15 protein-coding genes are annotated in these 16700 nt (G+C 63.0%); 7 read left to right on the top strand and 8 right to left on the bottom strand.

Annotated features, from left to right (window positions below; translation table 11 throughout):
• The first annotated feature begins 98 nt into the window (after positions 1 to 98).
• Complete coding sequence (locus NUH86_RS20330) at positions 99 to 1073, top strand: 1-phosphofructokinase family hexose kinase (RefSeq protein WP_267252314.1); 975 nt, start codon at positions 99 to 101, stop codon at positions 1071 to 1073.
• Complete coding sequence (locus tag NUH86_RS20325; RefSeq protein ID WP_267252313.1) at positions 1060 to 1479, top strand: CBS domain-containing protein; 420 nt, start codon at positions 1060 to 1062, stop codon at positions 1477 to 1479. The genes NUH86_RS20330 and NUH86_RS20325 overlap by 14 nt, the downstream gene beginning before the upstream one ends.
• Before the next feature lie 22 nt (positions 1480 to 1501).
• On the opposite strand, the gene NUH86_RS20320 is transcribed toward NUH86_RS20325, so the two are convergent.
• The 4 genes from NUH86_RS20320 to NUH86_RS20305 are packed head-to-tail and all read right to left on the bottom strand — an operon-like array spanning position 1502 to position 6062.
• On the bottom strand, positions 1502 to 2386 hold the full coding sequence (locus tag NUH86_RS20320) for a ribose-phosphate diphosphokinase (RefSeq protein WP_267252312.1): 885 nt from the start codon (positions 2384 to 2386) through the stop codon (positions 1502 to 1504).
• Positions 2383 to 3870, bottom strand: a complete 1488-nt coding sequence (locus NUH86_RS20315) for a thymidine phosphorylase family protein (protein WP_267252311.1) — start codon at positions 3868 to 3870, stop codon at positions 2383 to 2385. The genes NUH86_RS20320 and NUH86_RS20315 overlap by 4 nt, the downstream gene beginning before the upstream one ends.
• A 6-nt stretch (positions 3871 to 3876) precedes the next feature.
• Positions 3877 to 4548 carry an NAD(P)H-dependent oxidoreductase gene (locus tag NUH86_RS20310; RefSeq protein ID WP_267252310.1) on the bottom strand — a complete coding sequence of 224 codons (672 nt, stop codon included), beginning with the start codon at positions 4546 to 4548 and terminating at the stop codon, positions 3877 to 3879.
• 11 nt (positions 4549 to 4559) lie between these two features.
• Complete coding sequence (locus NUH86_RS20305) at positions 4560 to 6062, bottom strand: MBL fold metallo-hydrolase RNA specificity domain-containing protein (protein WP_267252309.1); 1503 nt, start codon at positions 6060 to 6062, stop codon at positions 4560 to 4562.
• A gap of 107 nt (positions 6063 to 6169) precedes the next feature.
• On the opposite strand from NUH86_RS20305, the gene istA reads away from it, so the two are divergent.
• From istA to NUH86_RS20290, 3 genes are all read left to right on the top strand, one after another.
• Positions 6170 to 7690, top strand: coding sequence for an IS21 family transposase (istA, locus tag NUH86_RS20300; RefSeq protein WP_096367681.1), 1521 nt, complete (start codon positions 6170 to 6172; stop codon positions 7688 to 7690).
• Positions 7687 to 8502, top strand: coding sequence for an IS21-like element helper ATPase IstB (istB, locus tag NUH86_RS20295; protein WP_269148367.1), 816 nt, complete (start codon positions 7687 to 7689; stop codon positions 8500 to 8502). Before istA ends, istB begins: the two co-directional genes overlap by 4 nt.
• A gap of 182 nt (positions 8503 to 8684) precedes the next feature.
• Positions 8685 to 9494 carry an enoyl-CoA hydratase/isomerase family protein gene (locus tag NUH86_RS20290; protein ID WP_267252308.1) on the top strand — a complete coding sequence of 270 codons (810 nt, stop codon included), beginning with the start codon at positions 8685 to 8687 and terminating at the stop codon, positions 9492 to 9494.
• A gap of 54 nt (positions 9495 to 9548) precedes the next feature.
• Here NUH86_RS20290 and NUH86_RS20285 read toward each other — a convergent pair whose 3' ends face one another.
• The gene (locus tag NUH86_RS20285) at positions 9549 to 9911 is read right to left on the bottom strand and encodes a limonene-1,2-epoxide hydrolase family protein (protein ID WP_267252307.1); all 363 of its coding nucleotides are present in this window, start codon (positions 9909 to 9911) and stop codon (positions 9549 to 9551) included.
• A gap of 40 nt (positions 9912 to 9951) precedes the next feature.
• Positions 9952 to 10599: a MarR family winged helix-turn-helix transcriptional regulator gene (locus NUH86_RS20280; RefSeq protein ID WP_267252306.1), complete on the bottom strand. Its 648-nt coding sequence runs from the start codon at positions 10597 to 10599 to the stop codon at positions 9952 to 9954.
• A gap of 127 nt (positions 10600 to 10726) precedes the next feature.
• On the opposite strand from NUH86_RS20280, the gene NUH86_RS20275 reads away from it, so the two are divergent.
• Complete coding sequence (locus NUH86_RS20275; RefSeq protein ID WP_267252305.1) at positions 10727 to 11656, top strand: 3-keto-5-aminohexanoate cleavage protein; 930 nt, start codon at positions 10727 to 10729, stop codon at positions 11654 to 11656.
• A 158-nt stretch (positions 11657 to 11814) separates the two neighbouring features.
• Positions 11815 to 13257 carry an aromatic ring-hydroxylating oxygenase subunit alpha gene (locus NUH86_RS20270; RefSeq protein ID WP_267252304.1) on the top strand — a complete coding sequence of 481 codons (1443 nt, stop codon included), beginning with the start codon at positions 11815 to 11817 and terminating at the stop codon, positions 13255 to 13257.
• Between the two features lie 256 nt (positions 13258 to 13513).
• On the opposite strand, the gene npdG is transcribed toward NUH86_RS20270, so the two are convergent.
• Both npdG and cofH read right to left on the bottom strand, forming a co-directional pair.
• Positions 13514 to 14191 carry an NADPH-dependent F420 reductase gene (gene npdG, locus NUH86_RS20265; RefSeq protein ID WP_267252303.1) on the bottom strand — a complete coding sequence of 226 codons (678 nt, stop codon included), beginning with the start codon at positions 14189 to 14191 and terminating at the stop codon, positions 13514 to 13516.
• 25 nt (positions 14192 to 14216) lie between these two features.
• Entirely contained in the window at positions 14217 to 16589 is a 2373-nt protein-coding gene (gene cofH, locus NUH86_RS20260) for a 5-amino-6-(D-ribitylamino)uracil--L-tyrosine 4-hydroxyphenyl transferase CofH (RefSeq protein ID WP_416365388.1), read from the bottom strand.
• Between the last annotated feature and the right edge of the window lie 111 nt (positions 16590 to 16700).

Here is a 16700-nt window from a genome sequence, read left to right as displayed (position 1 = left end):
GAATATCGGCATCCCCCTTTTTCCACGCGCGCCGCGCGGGACCAATGGGGACATATACTTATACCGGCGGCGGAGAGGGGCGGATAGCTTCCTCACCCATGAAGAGGATCATCACCCTGACGATGAACCCGGCGATCGACGTCGCCTATGAGACGGACCGGGTTTTCCACACGCGCAAGATGCGGACCCAGCAGGAACATTATGATCCGGGCGGCGGCGGCATCAATGTGGCGCGGGTGATCGCGCGGCTGGGCGGGACGGCGCGGGCCTATTATCTGTCGGGCGGCGCGACGGGCTGCGCGCTCGACGGGCTGCTGGACAAGCATGCGCTGGTCCGCTTCCGCATTCCCATAGAGGGTGACACGCGCATCAGCACGTCGCTTTATGAAAAGGAGACGGGCAAGGAATATCGCGTCGTGCCCCGGGGGCCGGAGGTGAAGGCGGAGGAATGGGAGGCCGCGCTCCACCATCTGGACGGGCCGCAGGCGGACTATCTGGTCGCCAGCGGTTCCCTGCCGCAGGGCGTGCCGGAGGATTTCTATTGCCGCGTCTGCGAGCTTGGACAGCGGCATGGGATGCGCATCGTCCTTGACAGTTCGGGCGATGCCCTGCGCGCGGCGGTGCGGGGCGGCGGGCTTTACCTCATCAAGCCGAGCATTGGGGAATTGCGCCAGCTTACCGGCAAGGTGCTGGCCGGGGAAAGCGAGATCGCCGCGGCGGCGCGGGAGATAGTGGACAGCGGCAAGGCGGAGCATGTCGCCGTGACGATGGGTCACGACGGCGCGCTGCTGGCGAGCCGGTCGGGGACATGGCGGCTGCCCGCAATTCCGGCCGAGGCGAAGAGCGCGGTGGGCGCGGGCGACAGTTTCCTGGCGGCGATGGTGTTTGCCCTGGGATGCGAGCAAGACCCGGTCGAGGCCTTTCGCCTTGGCATCGCGGCGGGCGCGGCGGCGGTGCTGACGCCGGGCACCGACCTTTGCCACCGCGCGGACGTCGAGCGGCTGCTGAAGCTGGTGTCCAAGCCGGGCGATCCTCAACTCATGGAAAAGGAGCAGGCGCATGAAGGCCAGTGACATCATGACGCTGGGCGCGGCGACGACGACGCCGGACAGTTCGCTCGCAAGCGCAATCCGCTGCATGGGCGATCATCGCATCAGCGCGCTGCCTGTGGTCGACGCGGAAGGAAATCTGTGCGGCATCCTGTCCGAAGGCGACTTTTTTCGAAGGGACGGGCAGGGGTTCCGGCTTGAGGAACTTGCCCGATCGAGCGTGGGCAGCGCGGCGCGCGCGCTGGAGGGGCGGCGCGTGGCCGAGATCATGACGACGGCACTGATCAGCGTCGATGGCGACGCCCCGATCGGGGAGGCCATCGGGCTGATGGAGCGGCATGGGGTGAAGCGGTTGCCGGTCATGGCGAAGGGCAAGCTGGTGGGGCTGATCAGCCGGGCGGATATCTTGCGGGCTTTGTTGGGGGAGTAGAGCCATCTGACTGGAAATCGCTCTAGGCTAGTCCGTTGTCCCTCAGTGCGTGGGCGATGAGGGGGGCGAGCGCTGCCTGGCTTGTCGGTCCGTCTATGCTGTCGCTGCTGGCGATGCGCGCGATTCCATGGGTGGCCATGAAGGCCAGATCGTCGGGGCGAGCGAGGCAGTGGGTGGCGATGGCTTCGATGGAGGTCGCGCCAGCCTGACGCAGCGATTTCGCCGCCTCTGCCAGCGTGCGACCGCTGGAGATCATGTCGTCCACGATGATGGCGCGGCGGCCCCTTGCGCGCTCCACCTCCGGGATGGCGAGGCTCACCTGACGGTCGCCCAGGCGCTGCTTCGTCGCGATCAGGGTTTGAAGGCCGAGCGGTCTGGCGATCGCTTCGGTCCATTGGCGGGATTCACTGTCCGGGCCGATGATGATCGGATCGTCCTGCGCGTCGATCAGCGCCGTGAGCAGGGGGGCTGCGGACAGGCTGATGGCCGGGATATCGGGGATAGCTTCGGAAAGCGTGGCGACGCGGTGGAGGTGGGGGTCGACCGTCAGAAGCGCATCGAAATGGCTGGCGAGCAGGCCGCCAATGACCTTCTGGCTGACCGCTTCGCCGGGGTGAAAGGCTTTGTCCTGCCGCATATAGGCGAGATAGGGCGCGACGAGGATGATGCGTTCCGCCCCGCCGTCGCGCGCGGCGGAGGCGGCGAGCAGGAGTTCGATGAGCTTGTGGTCCGGATCGTCGAGCGATCGGTAGAGGATGACGCTTTGCGCCGATGCCGGGATGCGGATGAGGGCTTCATTGTCGGGGAAGCGGCGAGCGGCGACTTCATGGACCGCCAGGTCGAGCGATGCTCCCAGCCTGCCCGCCGCCGCCATGCTGTCCGCGAAGGCAAGGATGACCGCACTCACCGCGCCACCTCATAGCCGGAGTCTTCCACGGCCAGATCGCGCGCGAAGCCGAGGCCGGTGCGCGACTGGGCGTGGATGCGGTAGAGCGCCTGACCTTTTCGCACCTGCGCGCCGACCTTGTGCAGCAGGTCGATGCCCGCGCCCTTGTCCATCGGCGCGCCCGCCAGGCGAGCGATGCGCGCGATGCGGTGGCAGTCGATGGCGCTCACTCGCCCCTCCTGCGTGGCGAGCACCTCATGGACATGGTCGCCGAGGGCGAACTTCACCGGCTGCCGCCCCTGCGCGTCGATCAGCCGCTCCATGGCGGCGAGCGCCTTGCCCGAAGCGAGCAGGTCCATCGCCCGCGCATAGCCCCGGCCGCCGCGCAGGGCGGGATCGAAATCGAGGACGCGGCCCGCGAGGAACAGCGCATGTTCGCGCAAGTCCTGCGGCGCGTCGGCATCGTTGCGCAGCACCGCCATGACATCGCGCGCCTCCAGCACCGGGCCGACGCCCCGGCCCACGGGCTGCGATCCGTCGGTGATGACGATGTCGATGACGAGGCCGATCTTGTCCGCGACATGTTCGAACAGCTTGCGCAGGCGAACCGCGTCGTCCTGCGTGCGGACCTTGGCCGTGGGACCGAGCGGTATGTCGAGGACCAGATGGGTGGAGCCGGCGGCCAGCTTCTTCGACAGGATGGAAGCGACCATCTGATCGAATGTGTCGATGCGCAGCGGACGTTCGACGGAGATCAGCACATCGTCGGCGGGCGACAGGTTCACCTTGCCGCCCCAGGCGAGCACGGCCTTTTCCTTCGCGACGATGGCGCGCATCGCCTCTTCGCTGAGATCGACGCTCGCCAGCACCTCCATCGTGTCGGCGGTGCCGGAGGGGGAGGTGATCGCGCGGGACGATGTCTTGGGCATGATGAGCCCGTGCGCCGCCACGATCGGCACGACTATCATCGACGTGCGGTTGCCGGGGATGCCGCCGATGCAATGCTTGTCGACGACGAGCGGGGCTTTCCAGTCGAAGCGGTTGCCCACATCTGCCATGGCGCGGGTGACGGCGAGGGTTTCCTGCGTGCTCATGAACCCGGCGCAGGCGACCAGGAATGCGCCGATTTCCATCGGCGAATAGCGGTGGACGGCAATGTCGCGGATGATCGCGGACATCTCATCATCCTGAAGCGTGTCGCCGTCGATCTTGCGCCGGACAAATTCCAGGCTGGGGGGCGGCATCGCTTGTTCGATCGCGACGGATGCGCCTTCGGGCAGGGCGAGCCGCCGGAAGGCCTGCTCGCCCAGACCTATTTCACCCGGCTTCAGCATCGCGGGTTCATCCACCAGCGCGAGCGTGGCCAGGATTTCGGCGCTGCCGTCACTGATGCGGATCTTGCGCAGGGCCTGGAATTGCTCGGCGGAATAGCCGTTGCTCTCTCGCAGCAGGAAGGCGGTGTTTTCGGGATAGGTATCGATGGCGAGGCGCTTGATCGTCAGCATGGGGGTTCAACTGCCGTCGCCAAGCTGGGGCGGGAGGGGGGTGCCGTGCAGTTCCTGCGCGACGCGGGCGCAGATATTTGCTGCCCGCTGGCGCACGCGGGCGAGATTGTCTTCGAAGAAGTCGGCGGGCGCGCCGTCCACGACATTGCCGATATGCAGCGCCCCGGCCGATTGCATGGCGAAGGCGCGGAAGAGGTAGGTTCCGGCGAGATCGCGCAGCGCCTGGGTCTGGCCCTGCGCTTGCAGCCAGTCTTCCGGCGCGCCGGAGGTGGTGATGGCGCACAGATGGCCGTTATCGAGCAAGCCCCGGCCAGCGCCATGCTGGACCTGCCCCACGGTCGTTCCTGCCCCCAGCACCCGGTCGATATAGCCGACGAGGATGGCAGGCGGCATGCCGAACCAGACGGGAAAGACGAAGGTGACGACATGCGCGCCGCACAGCAGGGCGAGTTCGGCCTGCACGTCGGGGGACAGGCGAAAGTCGCTGCGTCCCGGCCGTTCCTGCGCCTTCAGCACCGGATCGAAATGCATGGCGTAGAGGTCGCGCAGGATCGCCTGCTGGCCTGCTGTCTCCACCGCCGCGCAATAGGTTTGCGCGATGGCGGCGTTGAAGCTGCGGGGATCGGGATGGGCGAGCACCACCGCGTGGCGGATCGGCGATGGGGAAGCGCTGGGCATGGGCATATCCCTCATCTGGCGTGCTGGCGCTGCTTCGCCTCTTCATAGGCGTCGAGCACGCGCCGCATCTGCGCCAGCGCATCGCGGCGGGCGCGTTCGCTGCGGATGCGGCCGAGATGCTGTTTCAGGTGGGTGATGAAGTCGGCATAGTCATTCTGCCAGTCGGGGCCGCTGAGCTGTTCCATGTCGACCCGGCCGGTCTGGATGCGGCGGGCGGGCTTGCCGGGTTCCAGCGCATAGACTTCGCCGATCTGGGGGGCGATGATGCTGGCGGCGGGTTCGTCCGCCTGCGTCAGCGTGCGCAGGGCCGTGACAGCTTCGGGTTCGCCATGGTCTAGGAACAGGCTGCCGCAAATCGGCCTGCGGGCTTTGATCCAGTTGTGCAGTTCATCCCGGTCCGCATGGGCGGAATAGCTGTCGATGCGGCGGATGCGGGCGCGGACATTGATGTCCTCGCCAGAGATGCGGACGCGCTGCGCCCCGTCCAGGATGACGCGGCCGAGCGTTCCCTTTGCCTGGAAGCCCACGAACAGGACGGTGGAATCCCGGCGGAATAGGTTATGCTTCAGATGATGGCGGATGCGGCCCGCTTCGCACATGCCCGACGCGGCCATGATGATCGCGCCGGACATGCTGTTGAGGCGGATCGATTCCGCGACATCCTCGACATAATGGATGGAGGGGTGGCGGAAGACGTTTTCGCCGCCGGTATCCTCCAGCTCCGACGCATGGGCGGCGAACACCTTGGTCGCGCGGCTGGCGAGGGGGGAGTCGACGAAGATCGGGATGTTGGGAATGCGGTCGGCGTCGGCCAGCTTGGCAAGGTCGAGCAGCAGTTCCTGCGTGCGTTCGAGCGCGAAGCTGGGGATGATGAGGTTGCCGCCGCGCGAAAGGGCGTCCCTTATCTCTGCTTCCAGTTGGGTGCGGCGCTGTTCGATGGTGAACTTGTCGCGGCTGCGGTCGCCATAGGTGGATTCGCAGACGACATGGTCCAGGCCGGACGGGGATTGCGGGTCGGGATGGAAGGCCTTGTTGATCGGTCCCAAGTCTCCCGACAACAGGAGGCGCATGCCCGCCGCTTCGACCTCGACCGAGGCCGCGCCCAATATATGTCCCGCGTTCCAGAAGCGCGCCCGAAAGCCGGGGGCGGGGTCGAACCATTCGCAGAGCGGCGTTGGGCGGGTGAGACGCCAGGCGTCGAGCGCGTCCTGTTCGGTATAGAGCGGCTCGAACAGGCTTTCGCCCGCGCGGTCGCGGCGGCGGTTGCGGCGATCGGCTTCGCTTTCCTGAATGCGCCCGGCGTCGGCGAGCATATATTCGAGCAGGTCCGAGGTGGCGGGGGTGCACCAGATGGGCTTGTCGAAGCCTTGCGCCGCGAGCTTGGGAAGCAGGCCGCAATGGTCGATATGGGCGTGGGTGAGGACGACCGCGTCGATTGTGCCGGGGTCGAAGCTGAAGGCGCCATGGTTCAGCGTTTCGAGCGTGCGGGATCCCTGGAAGAGGCCGCAGTCCACAAGGATGTGAGAACACCGGGAATAAAAGGGGCCACGGATCGGCCAGTCTCACCGGATTAAAAAGGGGCCAGTCCTGCTAGACCTCCGTTTTTGGGCGGAGGTGGAGGATGAAGAGAGTGGAGCTTTATCAGAAGGTCCGCCGCGCCGTGCTGATTGACGGGATGAGCCGTCGCGCTGCCGCCCGGTATTTTGGGATCAATCGCAAGACCGTCGACAAGATGCTGTGCTTTCCAGAGCCAGCAGCGCACGGCCGGAGCGGGCAAACCTACAGCCGCAAGCTGTCCGGATTTACCGACATCATTGACCAAATCCTGGTGGATGACCGCAAGGTTCACATCAAACAGCGACACACTGCCGCGCGTATTTTCGAGCGTCTGCGCGATGAACATGGCTTCACCGGCGGCATCACCATTGTTCGCGACTATGTGGCGGGCGCCAAGTTGCGCAGCCGCGAGGTGTTCATACCATTGAGCCACAAGCCGGGGCATGCGCAGGTGGATTTTGGTGAGGCGGACGGGATCATCGACGGCAAGTTGGTGCGGTTCCACTATTTCTGCATGGACCTGCCGCACAGCGATGCGCCGTTCGTTAAAGCCTATCCTGCCGAGGTGGCTGAGGCATTTTGCGAAGGGCACGTGGCGGCCTTTGCCTTCTTCGGCGGCATCCCGCAGTCGATCCTGTATGACAACACCAAGCTGGCAGTGGCGCAGATCCTGGGCGACGGGAAGCGCGAGCGCAGCCGGATGTTCTCGACCCTCCAGAGCCATTACCTGTTCGAAGACAAATTCGGGCGCCCCGGCAAGGGTAACGACAAGGGCAAGGTCGAGGGGCTGGTCGGTTATTCCCGGCGCCACTTCATGGTGCCGAGGCCAGAGGCGCCCAGCTTTGATGCGCTGAACGCGCGCTTTGTCGAACAATGCATGGAGCGACGACAGGCCATCTTGCGCGGGCATGAGCGCAGCATCGGTGACAGGCTGGTGGCTGATCTGGCGGCCTTTATGCCGCTACCGGCGGTGCCGTTCGATCCCTGCCATATGGTGACGGGGCGGGCCTCGTCGATGTCGCTGGTGCGCTATCGTACCAATGATTATTCGGTGCCGACGGCCTATGCCCACCAGGAGGTCGTAATCAAAGGCTATGTCGATCGGGTTGCGATCATCTGTGGCGGGGAGCTGATCGCAGTGCATCCGCGCAGCTATGAGCGGGAGGACTTCATTGCCAACCCGCTGCACTATCTGGCGCTGTTAGAACAGAAACCCCGCGCGCTTGATCAGGCAGCGCCGCTCGATGGCTGGGTGCTGGCTGAACCGATGCATCGCATCCGACGACTGATGGAGGCGCGCAGCGGCAAAGAGGGACGGCGCGAGTTCATCCAGGTGCTGCGGCTATGCGAACGCTTCGAGCAGTCCCTGGTGGAATGGGCAGTGGCCCGCGCGCTGGAGATGGGGGCAATCAGCTTCGATGCGATCAAGATGATCGCGCTGGCCCGCCTCGAACAGCGTGTGCCGCGCCTCGATCTGCAATTTTACCCGCATTTGCCGCGCGCGAATGTCGGGCGTACCGATCCGCGCACCTACATGGGCCTGCTCTCGCAGGCAGGCACTCCAGCGACGGGAGTGGCAGCATGAGTGATCCCATGATGCCGCTGCCAGCCATCGAGGCCGAACCCACCAGCGTGCCGCCCGCTGTACTACTGGCCAACCATCTCAAAGCGCTCAAGCTGCCCACCTTTGTGCGCGAGTATGAGAAGGTCGCCTTCGAGGCCGCGCAGGATCGGGCCGATTACCCCCGCTATCTGCTGCGCCTGTGCGAACTTGAACGGATTGATCGCGAGCGCCGGATGGTGGAGCGCCGTATCCGCATGGCTCGCTTCCCGCACACCAAGAGCTTTGACACCTTCGACTTTGCAGCCCAGCCATCACTGAACAAGGCCTTGGTTCTGGAACTGGCGCGCGGTGAATGGATCGAGCGGCGGCGTAATGTCATTGCGCTGGGCCCCAGCGGCACCGGTAAGACCCACACCGCCCTCGCGCTAGGACTGGCTGCGTGCCAGAAAGGGCACAGCGTGGCCTTCACAACGGCCGCGGCGTTGGTCCATGACCTGATGGAGGCTCGCGACGAGCGTCGCTTGCGCAGCCTGCAAAAGCATCTGGCATCTGTAAAGCTGCTGATCCTCGACGAGTTGGGATATGTACCATTCACCGCCGTGGGCGGCGAGTTGCTGTTCGAGGTACTCAGCCAGCGCTATGAACGCGGCAGCACGCTGATCACCAGCAATCTGCCCTTCGATGAATGGACATCGGTGTTCGGCTCCGAACGCCTGACCGGCGCCCTGCTCGACCGGCTGACACACCACGTCCACATTCTCGAGATGAATGGTGACAGCTTCCGTCTCGCCAGCAGCCGCAAGCGCCAGAAGGACAAGGGGGAGGATAAATGACCTAAGAACGGGCGGCCATCGGCAGCGGGAAATCGGCTTCCGCTCCGCTCCAGCCGCTTCCCCGCTGCCGATGCTGCCCAGCCTCAACCTTGGGGCTTTTTGTTCAAACCAACTGGCCCCATTTTAAACCGGTGCCTGGCCCGTTTTTATCCCGGCGTTGACATTCTGAAGGAAAAGATAGCATGAGTAGCGAAGCGCCGCCGTTTCTGACCTCGCTGGAGGAGGGGGTTTTCACCCTCACTTTCAACCGGCCGGATTTCGGCAATGCCATGCCCCCTTCGGCGACGCCGTCGCTCGTCGACGCACTAACGCAGGTCCGCGACGATCCCTCCGTTCGCTGCTTCCTGCTGAATGCCAAGGGCAAGAACTTCTCGGCGGGCGGCGACGTCAAGGGCTTCGGCCGCTCGCTGGAGATGTCGCCATCGGCGCGATCCCAGGACTTCCTTGACCGGCTGGCCTTGGTACGGACGATGGTCGAAACCTATCTTGCGATACCGGTGCCGGTGATCGTCGCCTGCCGCGGCGGGGTCGCAGGCGGAGGCCTTCTCTGGCCGCTGGGCGCCGACTTCTTGTACGCCGACGACACGCTCTCCATCATGTTCGCGCACCAGCGTTTCGGACTAAGCCCCGATTGCGGCGTCACCTACCTGCTGCCTCGCGTCGTGGGTGAGCGCAAGGCGCGCGAACTTGTTCTGGGCGGCGCCTTCATCGGCGCGGAGGAAGCCAGCGCGCTTGGGATAGTATCGCGGATCGTGGAAGCAGAGGCGCTGGAGGATGAGGCGCTGAAGCTCGCGCGTCGGCTGGCGAGAGGTCCGCAGCAGGCCATGCGGACGGCCAAGCACCTGCTCGGTCGGTCGATGACCACCACCCTTGGCGAATTGCTGGAGATGGAGCGGAAGGGCGTCGCTGATTGCGTCGCCGATCCTGATTTCGAAGAAGGCGTTCGCGCGTTCCTGGACAAGCGCAAACCGTCCTATCCATCCGCACAGTAACGCCCGGCATGATCGCCGGGCGTCTGCGAGCGGGCGGCCCGCCCGCCGAAGGGATCAGGCTTCCATCTGGCTGACCATCTGGCCAAGGTCGAAATAATCGCGCCATTGCTTGATCTTGCCATCCTCGATCTCGAATATGCCCATGACGGGGATCGAGACGGGTTTGTCGCCGATGATGAAGTTGTCGGTTCTTTCGGTCAGCACCTTGTTGCCGGTTTCCGCGATCGCGTGCAGAAACCATTCCGCCTTCTGGGGAGGTGTGACCGCTATGAACTTGCGGAACCCCTCTATGCCGTAAGCAGGCTCCATGGGGATGTTATGATAGAAGATGTCCTCGGCCATCATGGATTCGATGGCGGGGATGTCGAGCCGGTTCCACGCCGCGATGAAGTTTTCGATCAGTCCGATATTCGACATATGCTCCAGGCTCCGATGAGAAATGGGTCAGGACTGCGTCTCAGTCATCCTCGATCTTGGCGTCACCCAGCAGATCGCGCAGATTGTCCTTGAGCCGAATGAGGTTAAGTTCAGTCGTCGAGATATCTTCCTTGGACAGCCCGGCGCACATCTGGGTGTTGAGATCTTCTGCGATGTGGCGCATCCGATCGATCAGCGCGTAACCCGCTTCAGTGATGAAGATATGCTTGGCGCGCCGATCCTGCTTGTCGGGGCGGCGATAGACATAGCCGGCGATTTCCAGCCGGTCGATCAGGCCGCCCAGGGTGACCTTGCCGACGTCCAGCAGCCGCGCCAGCTCGGTGCTCATGATGCCGTCCGCGCCGTGGCGCGAGAGGTTCGCCAACACCCACCATTGCGACCTGGTGATTCCTTCGGGTCGCATATGCTGATCGACCAGCGTCCGCCTCATGCGTGAAACGTCGTGGATAAGGTAGCCTAACCGGAACGAGTTCGGGGCGACCGGCTTTGCCGTACGCGGCACTTTTTTCGACCTGCCAGCGCCCTTGCCGCCGTTACCCCGCCCGGCGTTTGCCAGCATATCTTGCACATCAGTCTTAGCCATCTCGGCCATTCTCTTCCTTAACGTTTCCCTGACTGCGGACTTTGCGTCGAGCCGAGCTGATTTGCAACCGAACAGTTTTTTCATAATCGCCTTTGGCTTCGACCATGCTGGTACATGGCGGTTGAATTGTCCGGCATAATCGCTATGAAACCACGGTCATATAGTACCTAAGCAAATTATTAGCTTTAATATACCGAAATGGAGAAGCGGGATGCCCAATCGCAAAGTCATCATCACATGTGCGATCACCGGCTCTATCCACACGCCCAGCATGTCGCCGCACCTGCCGATCACCCCCGATCAGATCGCCGCGGATGCGATCGCGGCCGCGGAGGCGGGAGCCGCGATGCTGCATCTGCATGCGCGTGATCCAAAGACCGGCAAGCCCGATCAGTCGCCTGAATTGTTCGAACAGTTCATGCCGCGCATCAAGCAGTCGACCGACGCCATCCTGAACGTCACGACCGGCGGAGGGCTGGGCATGTCGCTGGAACAGCGACTCGCGCCCGCGAAATGGGCGCAGCCTGAGGTCGTGTCGATGAACATGGGGTCGATCAACTTCAACATCTCCGGCGCCGGCGGCAAGATTGCCGATTGGCGGCACGATTGGGAAAAGCCCTATCTGGAGATGACGAAGGACTTCATTCTTTCGAACACCTTCTCCCAAATCGAGCGGGCGATGATGGAGATGCGCGACACCGGCGCGCGATTCGAGTTTGAATGTTATGACGTCGGCCACCTTTATAATCTTGCGCATTTTGCCGATCGCAAGCTCGTGGAGCCGCCCTTCTTCGTGCAGGGCGTGTTTGGCATTCTCGGCGGCATCGGCGCTGATCCGGAAAATGTCGTGCATATGAAGTCCACGGCGGACCGTCTGTTCGGCAAGGATTATCTCTTTTCCGCGCTTGCAGCTGGTCGTCACCAGTTGCCGTTGGTCACGCTATCGGCCCTGCTCGGCGGATCGGTGCGGGTCGGCCTGGAAGACAGTCTCTACATCGGCAGGGGCCAACTGGCTCGCTCAAATGCCGAGCAGGTGACTAAAATTCGCACCATCGTCGAAGCGCTCGGCCTTGAAATAGCGACACCACAGGAAGCGCGCGCGATGCTCGCCACCAAGGGCGGCGACCAAGTGGCGTTTTAATGCATTTGCAGATTTAGGACGTTTGTCCTATTGTATCCGGTGTGCTTGCGGATCATATTTCCTGCCGAGGGCAGACCAAGCTGCGGCCAGTAGATATTCGGGGGCAGAAGTGCCAGTCGAAGGTCGGCGCGTCGACTCAGTAATAAAGGAGAGAGGTTATGAGAGTGGTTTCCAGACGCCAGGATCTGCAGCGTGGTTATGGCAACGAAGAACGGCCGGTAACGCAAATATTGTGGGATCGCGACGCGGTCGAGAAGAATGCCGCGATGCTTGCGGTCGGCAACCACGATCCCGAAAACCAGCAGGTCGATTTCAAACGCTATTATGATGCCGGCTTCGCTGCGGAGGAATTCGAAAACGTCTTCATGAAGACGTGGCAGTTCGCTTGCCGGGACGAGGATCTGCCCAATGTCGGCGATCGTCTGGCCTTCCCGCTGGGCAACCGTTCGTTCCTGATTGTCCGCACAGCCGAAAACGAATTCAAGGCCTATTTCAATTCCTGCATACATCGCGGAACGCGGCTTTGCGACGATCACGCGTCGGGAGACACGATCAAATGCCCCTACCATGCGTGGGAATGGAAGCTTGACGGGTCGCTCAAATATATTCCCAGCCATTGGGACTTCAAAGCGGTCACTGCCAAGAACGGCCGTCTGCGCGAAGCGAATATCGGCCGTTGGGGCGGCTTCATCTTCATTAATGCCGATCCGGATGCCGCTCCGCTGGAAGAGGCGCTTGGCCCCGTCATCGAACATTTTGCTGAATTTGACTATACAAAGCGATACACCGCCGCGCGCTTCCGCAGGCTGGTCGACGCCAACTGGAAGATCGTGCAGGAGGCGTTCCACGAATCCTATCATGTGATCGAGACGCATCCCGAAGCAGTGCCCTATAATGGCGACAGCCAGTCCCAATATGACGTTTGGGATTTACCGCACGGCGCAATCGGGCGGCAGGTGACGCCTTCGGCCGTTCCCAGCATGCATGCGGATGCCTCGGCAACCCCGCTGGAGGCGGTAAATGTCTACGCTCAGATCATGGAGCAGTGGCATTATCCCGGCGCGAAGCTGCCGGATTTCGATACGTCCAAGGATCTGCGCCAGCAGGCTGCGGCATGGCATCGCGAAGTGCAGAAGCAGTTCTATGGGGTCGATTGCAAGGCGCCCGACGCGGTCATGCTCGACGCCATCCTTTATTTCGTGTTCCCCAATTACGCGTTCTGGCTCTCCGAGTCTCTGCCCTTCGTGTACCGCTTCACACCGCACGAAACCGATCCGCAAAAATCCTATTACGAAGTGCACATGCTTCTGCCCTATGACGAGAGCAAGCCGCGGCCGGCACCGTCCCCCATGGTCCATCTCGGCAATGACGCGAGCTTGAAGGAACATATGCCGGCCTTCGGTTTCCTAGCCTATGTGTTCGATCAGGACATGGCGAACATGCCGCGCGTGCAGCAGGGCCTTCAGGCGGCCGATCCCAGGCGTACGCATTCGCAACTGGGCGCGTATCAGGAAATGATCATCCAGCACTGGAACGCCCTGATCGATCGCAAGATCGCCGAAGGCGCGGCCGCCAAGCAAGCGGCGCTCAATGCAGGTTAGAATTTAATTCCGGGAGGCGTCCTGACGGCGCCTCCCGGACTTCGCCGCCTGCCGATTAACCAGCGAATAGCTGATCGGCATGCGTGTCGCTACGCGAAAGATATGAAAAACAGACGATAAATCAAATAGAGCATGATCCGATTAAGTCTGATCGGATCATGCTCCAGCTTTCTGAGGCTCAGGCCTCAGAGAGGGCAGGCGATAGCCGCAGGCCGCGGAATACGCCGCCTTCGCTACTACATGGCAGACTGCCTGTTCACGCGCTTCTCGCACCGGTGATCCGGATACCCGAACCCGTGGCGATCTTATACCGGCGATTGATCGAGATGAGAACCGAAGTCAGCGCCTCGGCGGCGGCCGAATTGGCGAGCGGGCCGGCATGCCAGGCTAGCATCCCGCCGTCCTCCGCCAATCCGACGACGATTTGCCGCGCGGCCTCGTCATCACCGCTCACCAGAACGTCGCAATCGATCTCGCGATCCAGATCCGCGAGTTGGTGGGCGGAAATATTCTGGAAGGCTGCGACAACCTTGACCGCTTCGCCCAGCTTTTCCTGAAGGAGAACGACGGCTGATCCCCCGCCGGGCAACTGCACCCGTCCGACCTTGGGGGGCACCAGCGGCACCGTCACGTCGATCAGGATCTTGCCGATCAGTTCGTCGCCCACGCCCAGTGCGGTCGCCATTTGCGCGCTGAAAGGAACAGCCAGCACCACGATCTGCGCGGCGGCGGCGGCTTCGCGATTGCCCATGCCTTCAATGGTCGTTCCGGCGGTCGCTGTCAGGTCGGCGGCGTGCGTGGCGGCGCGCCCACCATCGCGCGAACCGATGATGACGCGATGACCGGCCCGCGCCCAACGCAGTGCGAGTCCGCCGCCTTCATGACCTGTGCCCCCCAGGACGGCGATGGTTATGGGATTGCTGGTCTTGGTCATGAGTTCGTCCTTCGGAAAATGATGTTCAGGCGGCGGTGGCGGGCCATCGGCGAGCGACGGGCGTCTGCACGACCTGCGACAAGGCTTGCGCTGCGTAAGACCGGGCGCGTTGAGTCGGATCCGCATCGCGGTAAAGCGTTGTCCTCTGGATCGGTATGCGGCCATGTGCGCGGATCAGCTGCTCCATCGCCTCGGGCGGCATCTCCTGGCCATGGCCTGTCCCGGCCGCGCGCGAAATGCTCTCATTCATCAGCGTGCCGCCAAGATCGTTGACACCCGCGTTGAGCAGCGCGCCGACCCCTGCCGGGCCAATCTTGACCCAACTCGCCTGTATGTTCGTGATAAGCGGGTTGAGCGCCAGCCGAGCGACCGCATGCATCAGCAGCGTTTCGCGCCAGGTCGGCCCGCGCCGCGCGCGACCCTTGAGATAGATGGGAGCTTCCATATGGACAAAGGGCAGGGGAACGAATTCCGTGATGCCGCCGGTGCGCGCCTGCAAGTCGCGCAGCACGATCAGGTGCCGTGCCCAATGGCGCGGCCTGTCCACATGACCGAACATGATCGTGGATGTCGTCCGCAGCCCCACTTCATGCGCCGTGCCGACGATGTCGAGCCATTGAGCCGTCGTCAGCTTGTCCGGGCAAATGACCGCTCGTACCTCGTCATCGAGCACCTCGGCGGCCGTGCCCGGCAGCGTGCCAAGGCCCGCCTCCTTCAGACTGGCCAGATAATCGCCTATCGACAGGCCAAGCGATGAAGCTCCATGCGCGATCTCCAACGGGGAGAAAGCATGGATGTGCATTTCAGGCTCTGCCTGCTTTACCGTGCGGCAGAGCGTGCGGTAGGTGTCGCCATTATAGGCGGGATGGATGCCGCCCTGCATGCACACTTCGCTTGCGCCGCGTTCCCACGCCTCGACCGTCCGGCGGCTGATTTCGTCCAAAGCCAGGTCATAGGGCGCTCCGCGCAGCGCCTCCGACGTCTTGCCTTTGGAAAACGCGCAGAAGCCGCACTTGAAGCTGCAGACATTGGTGTAGTTGATGTTGCGGTTCACGACATAACGCACGACGTCGCCCGATCTCTCGCTGCGGATTCCATCGGCGGCCTCGCAGATCGCTTCCAGATCGACACCGCGTGCGCCAAACAGCGTCTCGATCATCATTGCGTCAAGCGGTTCGTTCCGCGCTGCAAGAGCGATGCCTCGGCCGATCCGTGGATCCAGCAACCCCAATGCAGGCGCCCGGCGAGGTGGCTGGACCAAGGTGACGCCGGGCGACCAGTTATGATCGCGCGCCAGCCCTCCGCTATCCATCGCGCGCAACAAGGCAGGGCGGACGGCCGGCGCCTGCCAATGCCCGGCTTCCAGGGCATAGGGAGGATAGACAGCCAGCCGCTGGACCAGTTGCTTTCCGGCCTTTTCCGTTTCGCGCGCCAGCACGGCGATCTGCGGCCATGCCGCTTCAGGATTGACATGGTCCGGCGTGACCGGGGAGACGCCGCCCCAGTCATTGAGGCCCGCTTCCACCAGCGAACCGAAATGCTCGGTAAGATTGGGCGGAGCCTGGATGTTCATCGCCGGTCCGAACAGGATGCGAGCCAGCGCGATCGTCCATTTAAGGTCGTCGATGTCCGGCTCGGCCGCCGCCATCATCCGCGTTCCCGGCTTCGATCGGAAATTCTGGACGATGATTTCCTGGATGTGACCATGGCGGTCATGCAATTCACGGATGGCAAGCAGGGAGTCGAGCCGCTCGGCGCGCGTTTCACCGATGCCGATGAGAATGCCCGTGGTGAACGGAACGGCCTGCTCGCCTGCAAGTGCAATCGTCTTGAGCCGCCGTGCCGGTATCTTGTCGGGCGATCCATGATGCGGGCCGCCCCGTTGGCATAACCGCTCGGCGCTCGATTCCAGCATGATGCCCTGCGACACGGTGACTTCGCGCAGAGCAGCGATCTCCTCTGCCGTCATCAATCCAGGGTTGGCGTGCGGCAGCAGCCCGGTTTCCTCCAGAACCAGTCGGCACATGGCGGTAAGATAGGACAATGTTGTGCCGTGCCCGAGCGCGGCCAACTCCTCACGTGCGACGCGATAACGCAGTTCGGGTTTGTCGCCGAGAGTGAACAGCGCTTCATGGCACCCCGCCGCCGCGCCTGCGCGTGCGATATCCAGCACCTCGGCGGGTGTAAGGAACGCGCGATGGCCTTTGCGCGGAGGCTGGGCGAAGGTGCAATAATGGCAGACGTCCCGACACAATCTGGTGAGCGGAATAAAGACTTTGCGTGAATAGCTGATGTGCGATCTGTGACCCTCGTCACGCAGCATGCCGGCCGATGCGATGAGTTCGGGCACGGGAACATCGAGCAGGCGCTCCGGCGCTTTCCGGGCGATGCTCATCATCAATGCGGCGGCTTCATTCACCTGATCGATCCTGGAATAATACTCATGCTTATTATTTCTTCTAGCACAGCATGATCGTCAGGCAAGGGCGGAGAGTCGACCAGCGCCCAG

Source organism: Sphingobium sp. JS3065 (genome assembly GCF_026427355.1).
Lineage (GTDB): Bacteria > Pseudomonadota > Alphaproteobacteria > Sphingomonadales > Sphingomonadaceae > Sphingobium.
This window is presented reverse-complemented; position numbering and strand designations above follow the sequence as displayed.

Coding starts and splice junctions, on each gene's coding strand:
- NUH86_RS20290 (WP_267252308.1), top strand. CDS start 8,685: ATGAGTAGCGAAGCGCCGCCGTTTCTGACCTCGCTGGAGGAGGGGGTT.
- istB (WP_269148367.1), top strand. CDS start 7,687: ATGAGTGATCCCATGATGCCGCTGCCAGCCATCGAGGCCGAACCCACC.
- istA (WP_096367681.1), top strand. CDS start 6,170: ATGAAGAGAGTGGAGCTTTATCAGAAGGTCCGCCGCGCCGTGCTGATT.
- cofH (WP_416365388.1), bottom strand. CDS start 16,589: ATGATGAGCATCGCCCGGAAAGCGCCGGAGCGCCTGCTCGATGTTCCC.
- NUH86_RS20280 (WP_267252306.1), bottom strand. CDS start 10,599: ATGAAAAAACTGTTCGGTTGCAAATCAGCTCGGCTCGACGCAAAGTCC.
- NUH86_RS20330 (WP_267252314.1), top strand. CDS start 99: ATGAAGAGGATCATCACCCTGACGATGAACCCGGCGATCGACGTCGCC.
- NUH86_RS20285 (WP_267252307.1), bottom strand. CDS start 9,911: ATGTCGAATATCGGACTGATCGAAAACTTCATCGCGGCGTGGAACCGG.
- npdG (WP_267252303.1), bottom strand. CDS start 14,191: ATGACCAAGACCAGCAATCCCATAACCATCGCCGTCCTGGGGGGCACA.
- NUH86_RS20310 (WP_267252310.1), bottom strand. CDS start 4,548: ATGCCCAGCGCTTCCCCATCGCCGATCCGCCACGCGGTGGTGCTCGCC.
- NUH86_RS20270 (WP_267252304.1), top strand. CDS start 11,815: ATGAGAGTGGTTTCCAGACGCCAGGATCTGCAGCGTGGTTATGGCAAC.
- NUH86_RS20315 (WP_267252311.1), bottom strand. CDS start 3,870: ATGCTGACGATCAAGCGCCTCGCCATCGATACCTATCCCGAAAACACC.
- NUH86_RS20325 (WP_267252313.1), top strand. CDS start 1,060: ATGAAGGCCAGTGACATCATGACGCTGGGCGCGGCGACGACGACGCCG.
- NUH86_RS20275 (WP_267252305.1), top strand. CDS start 10,727: ATGCCCAATCGCAAAGTCATCATCACATGTGCGATCACCGGCTCTATC.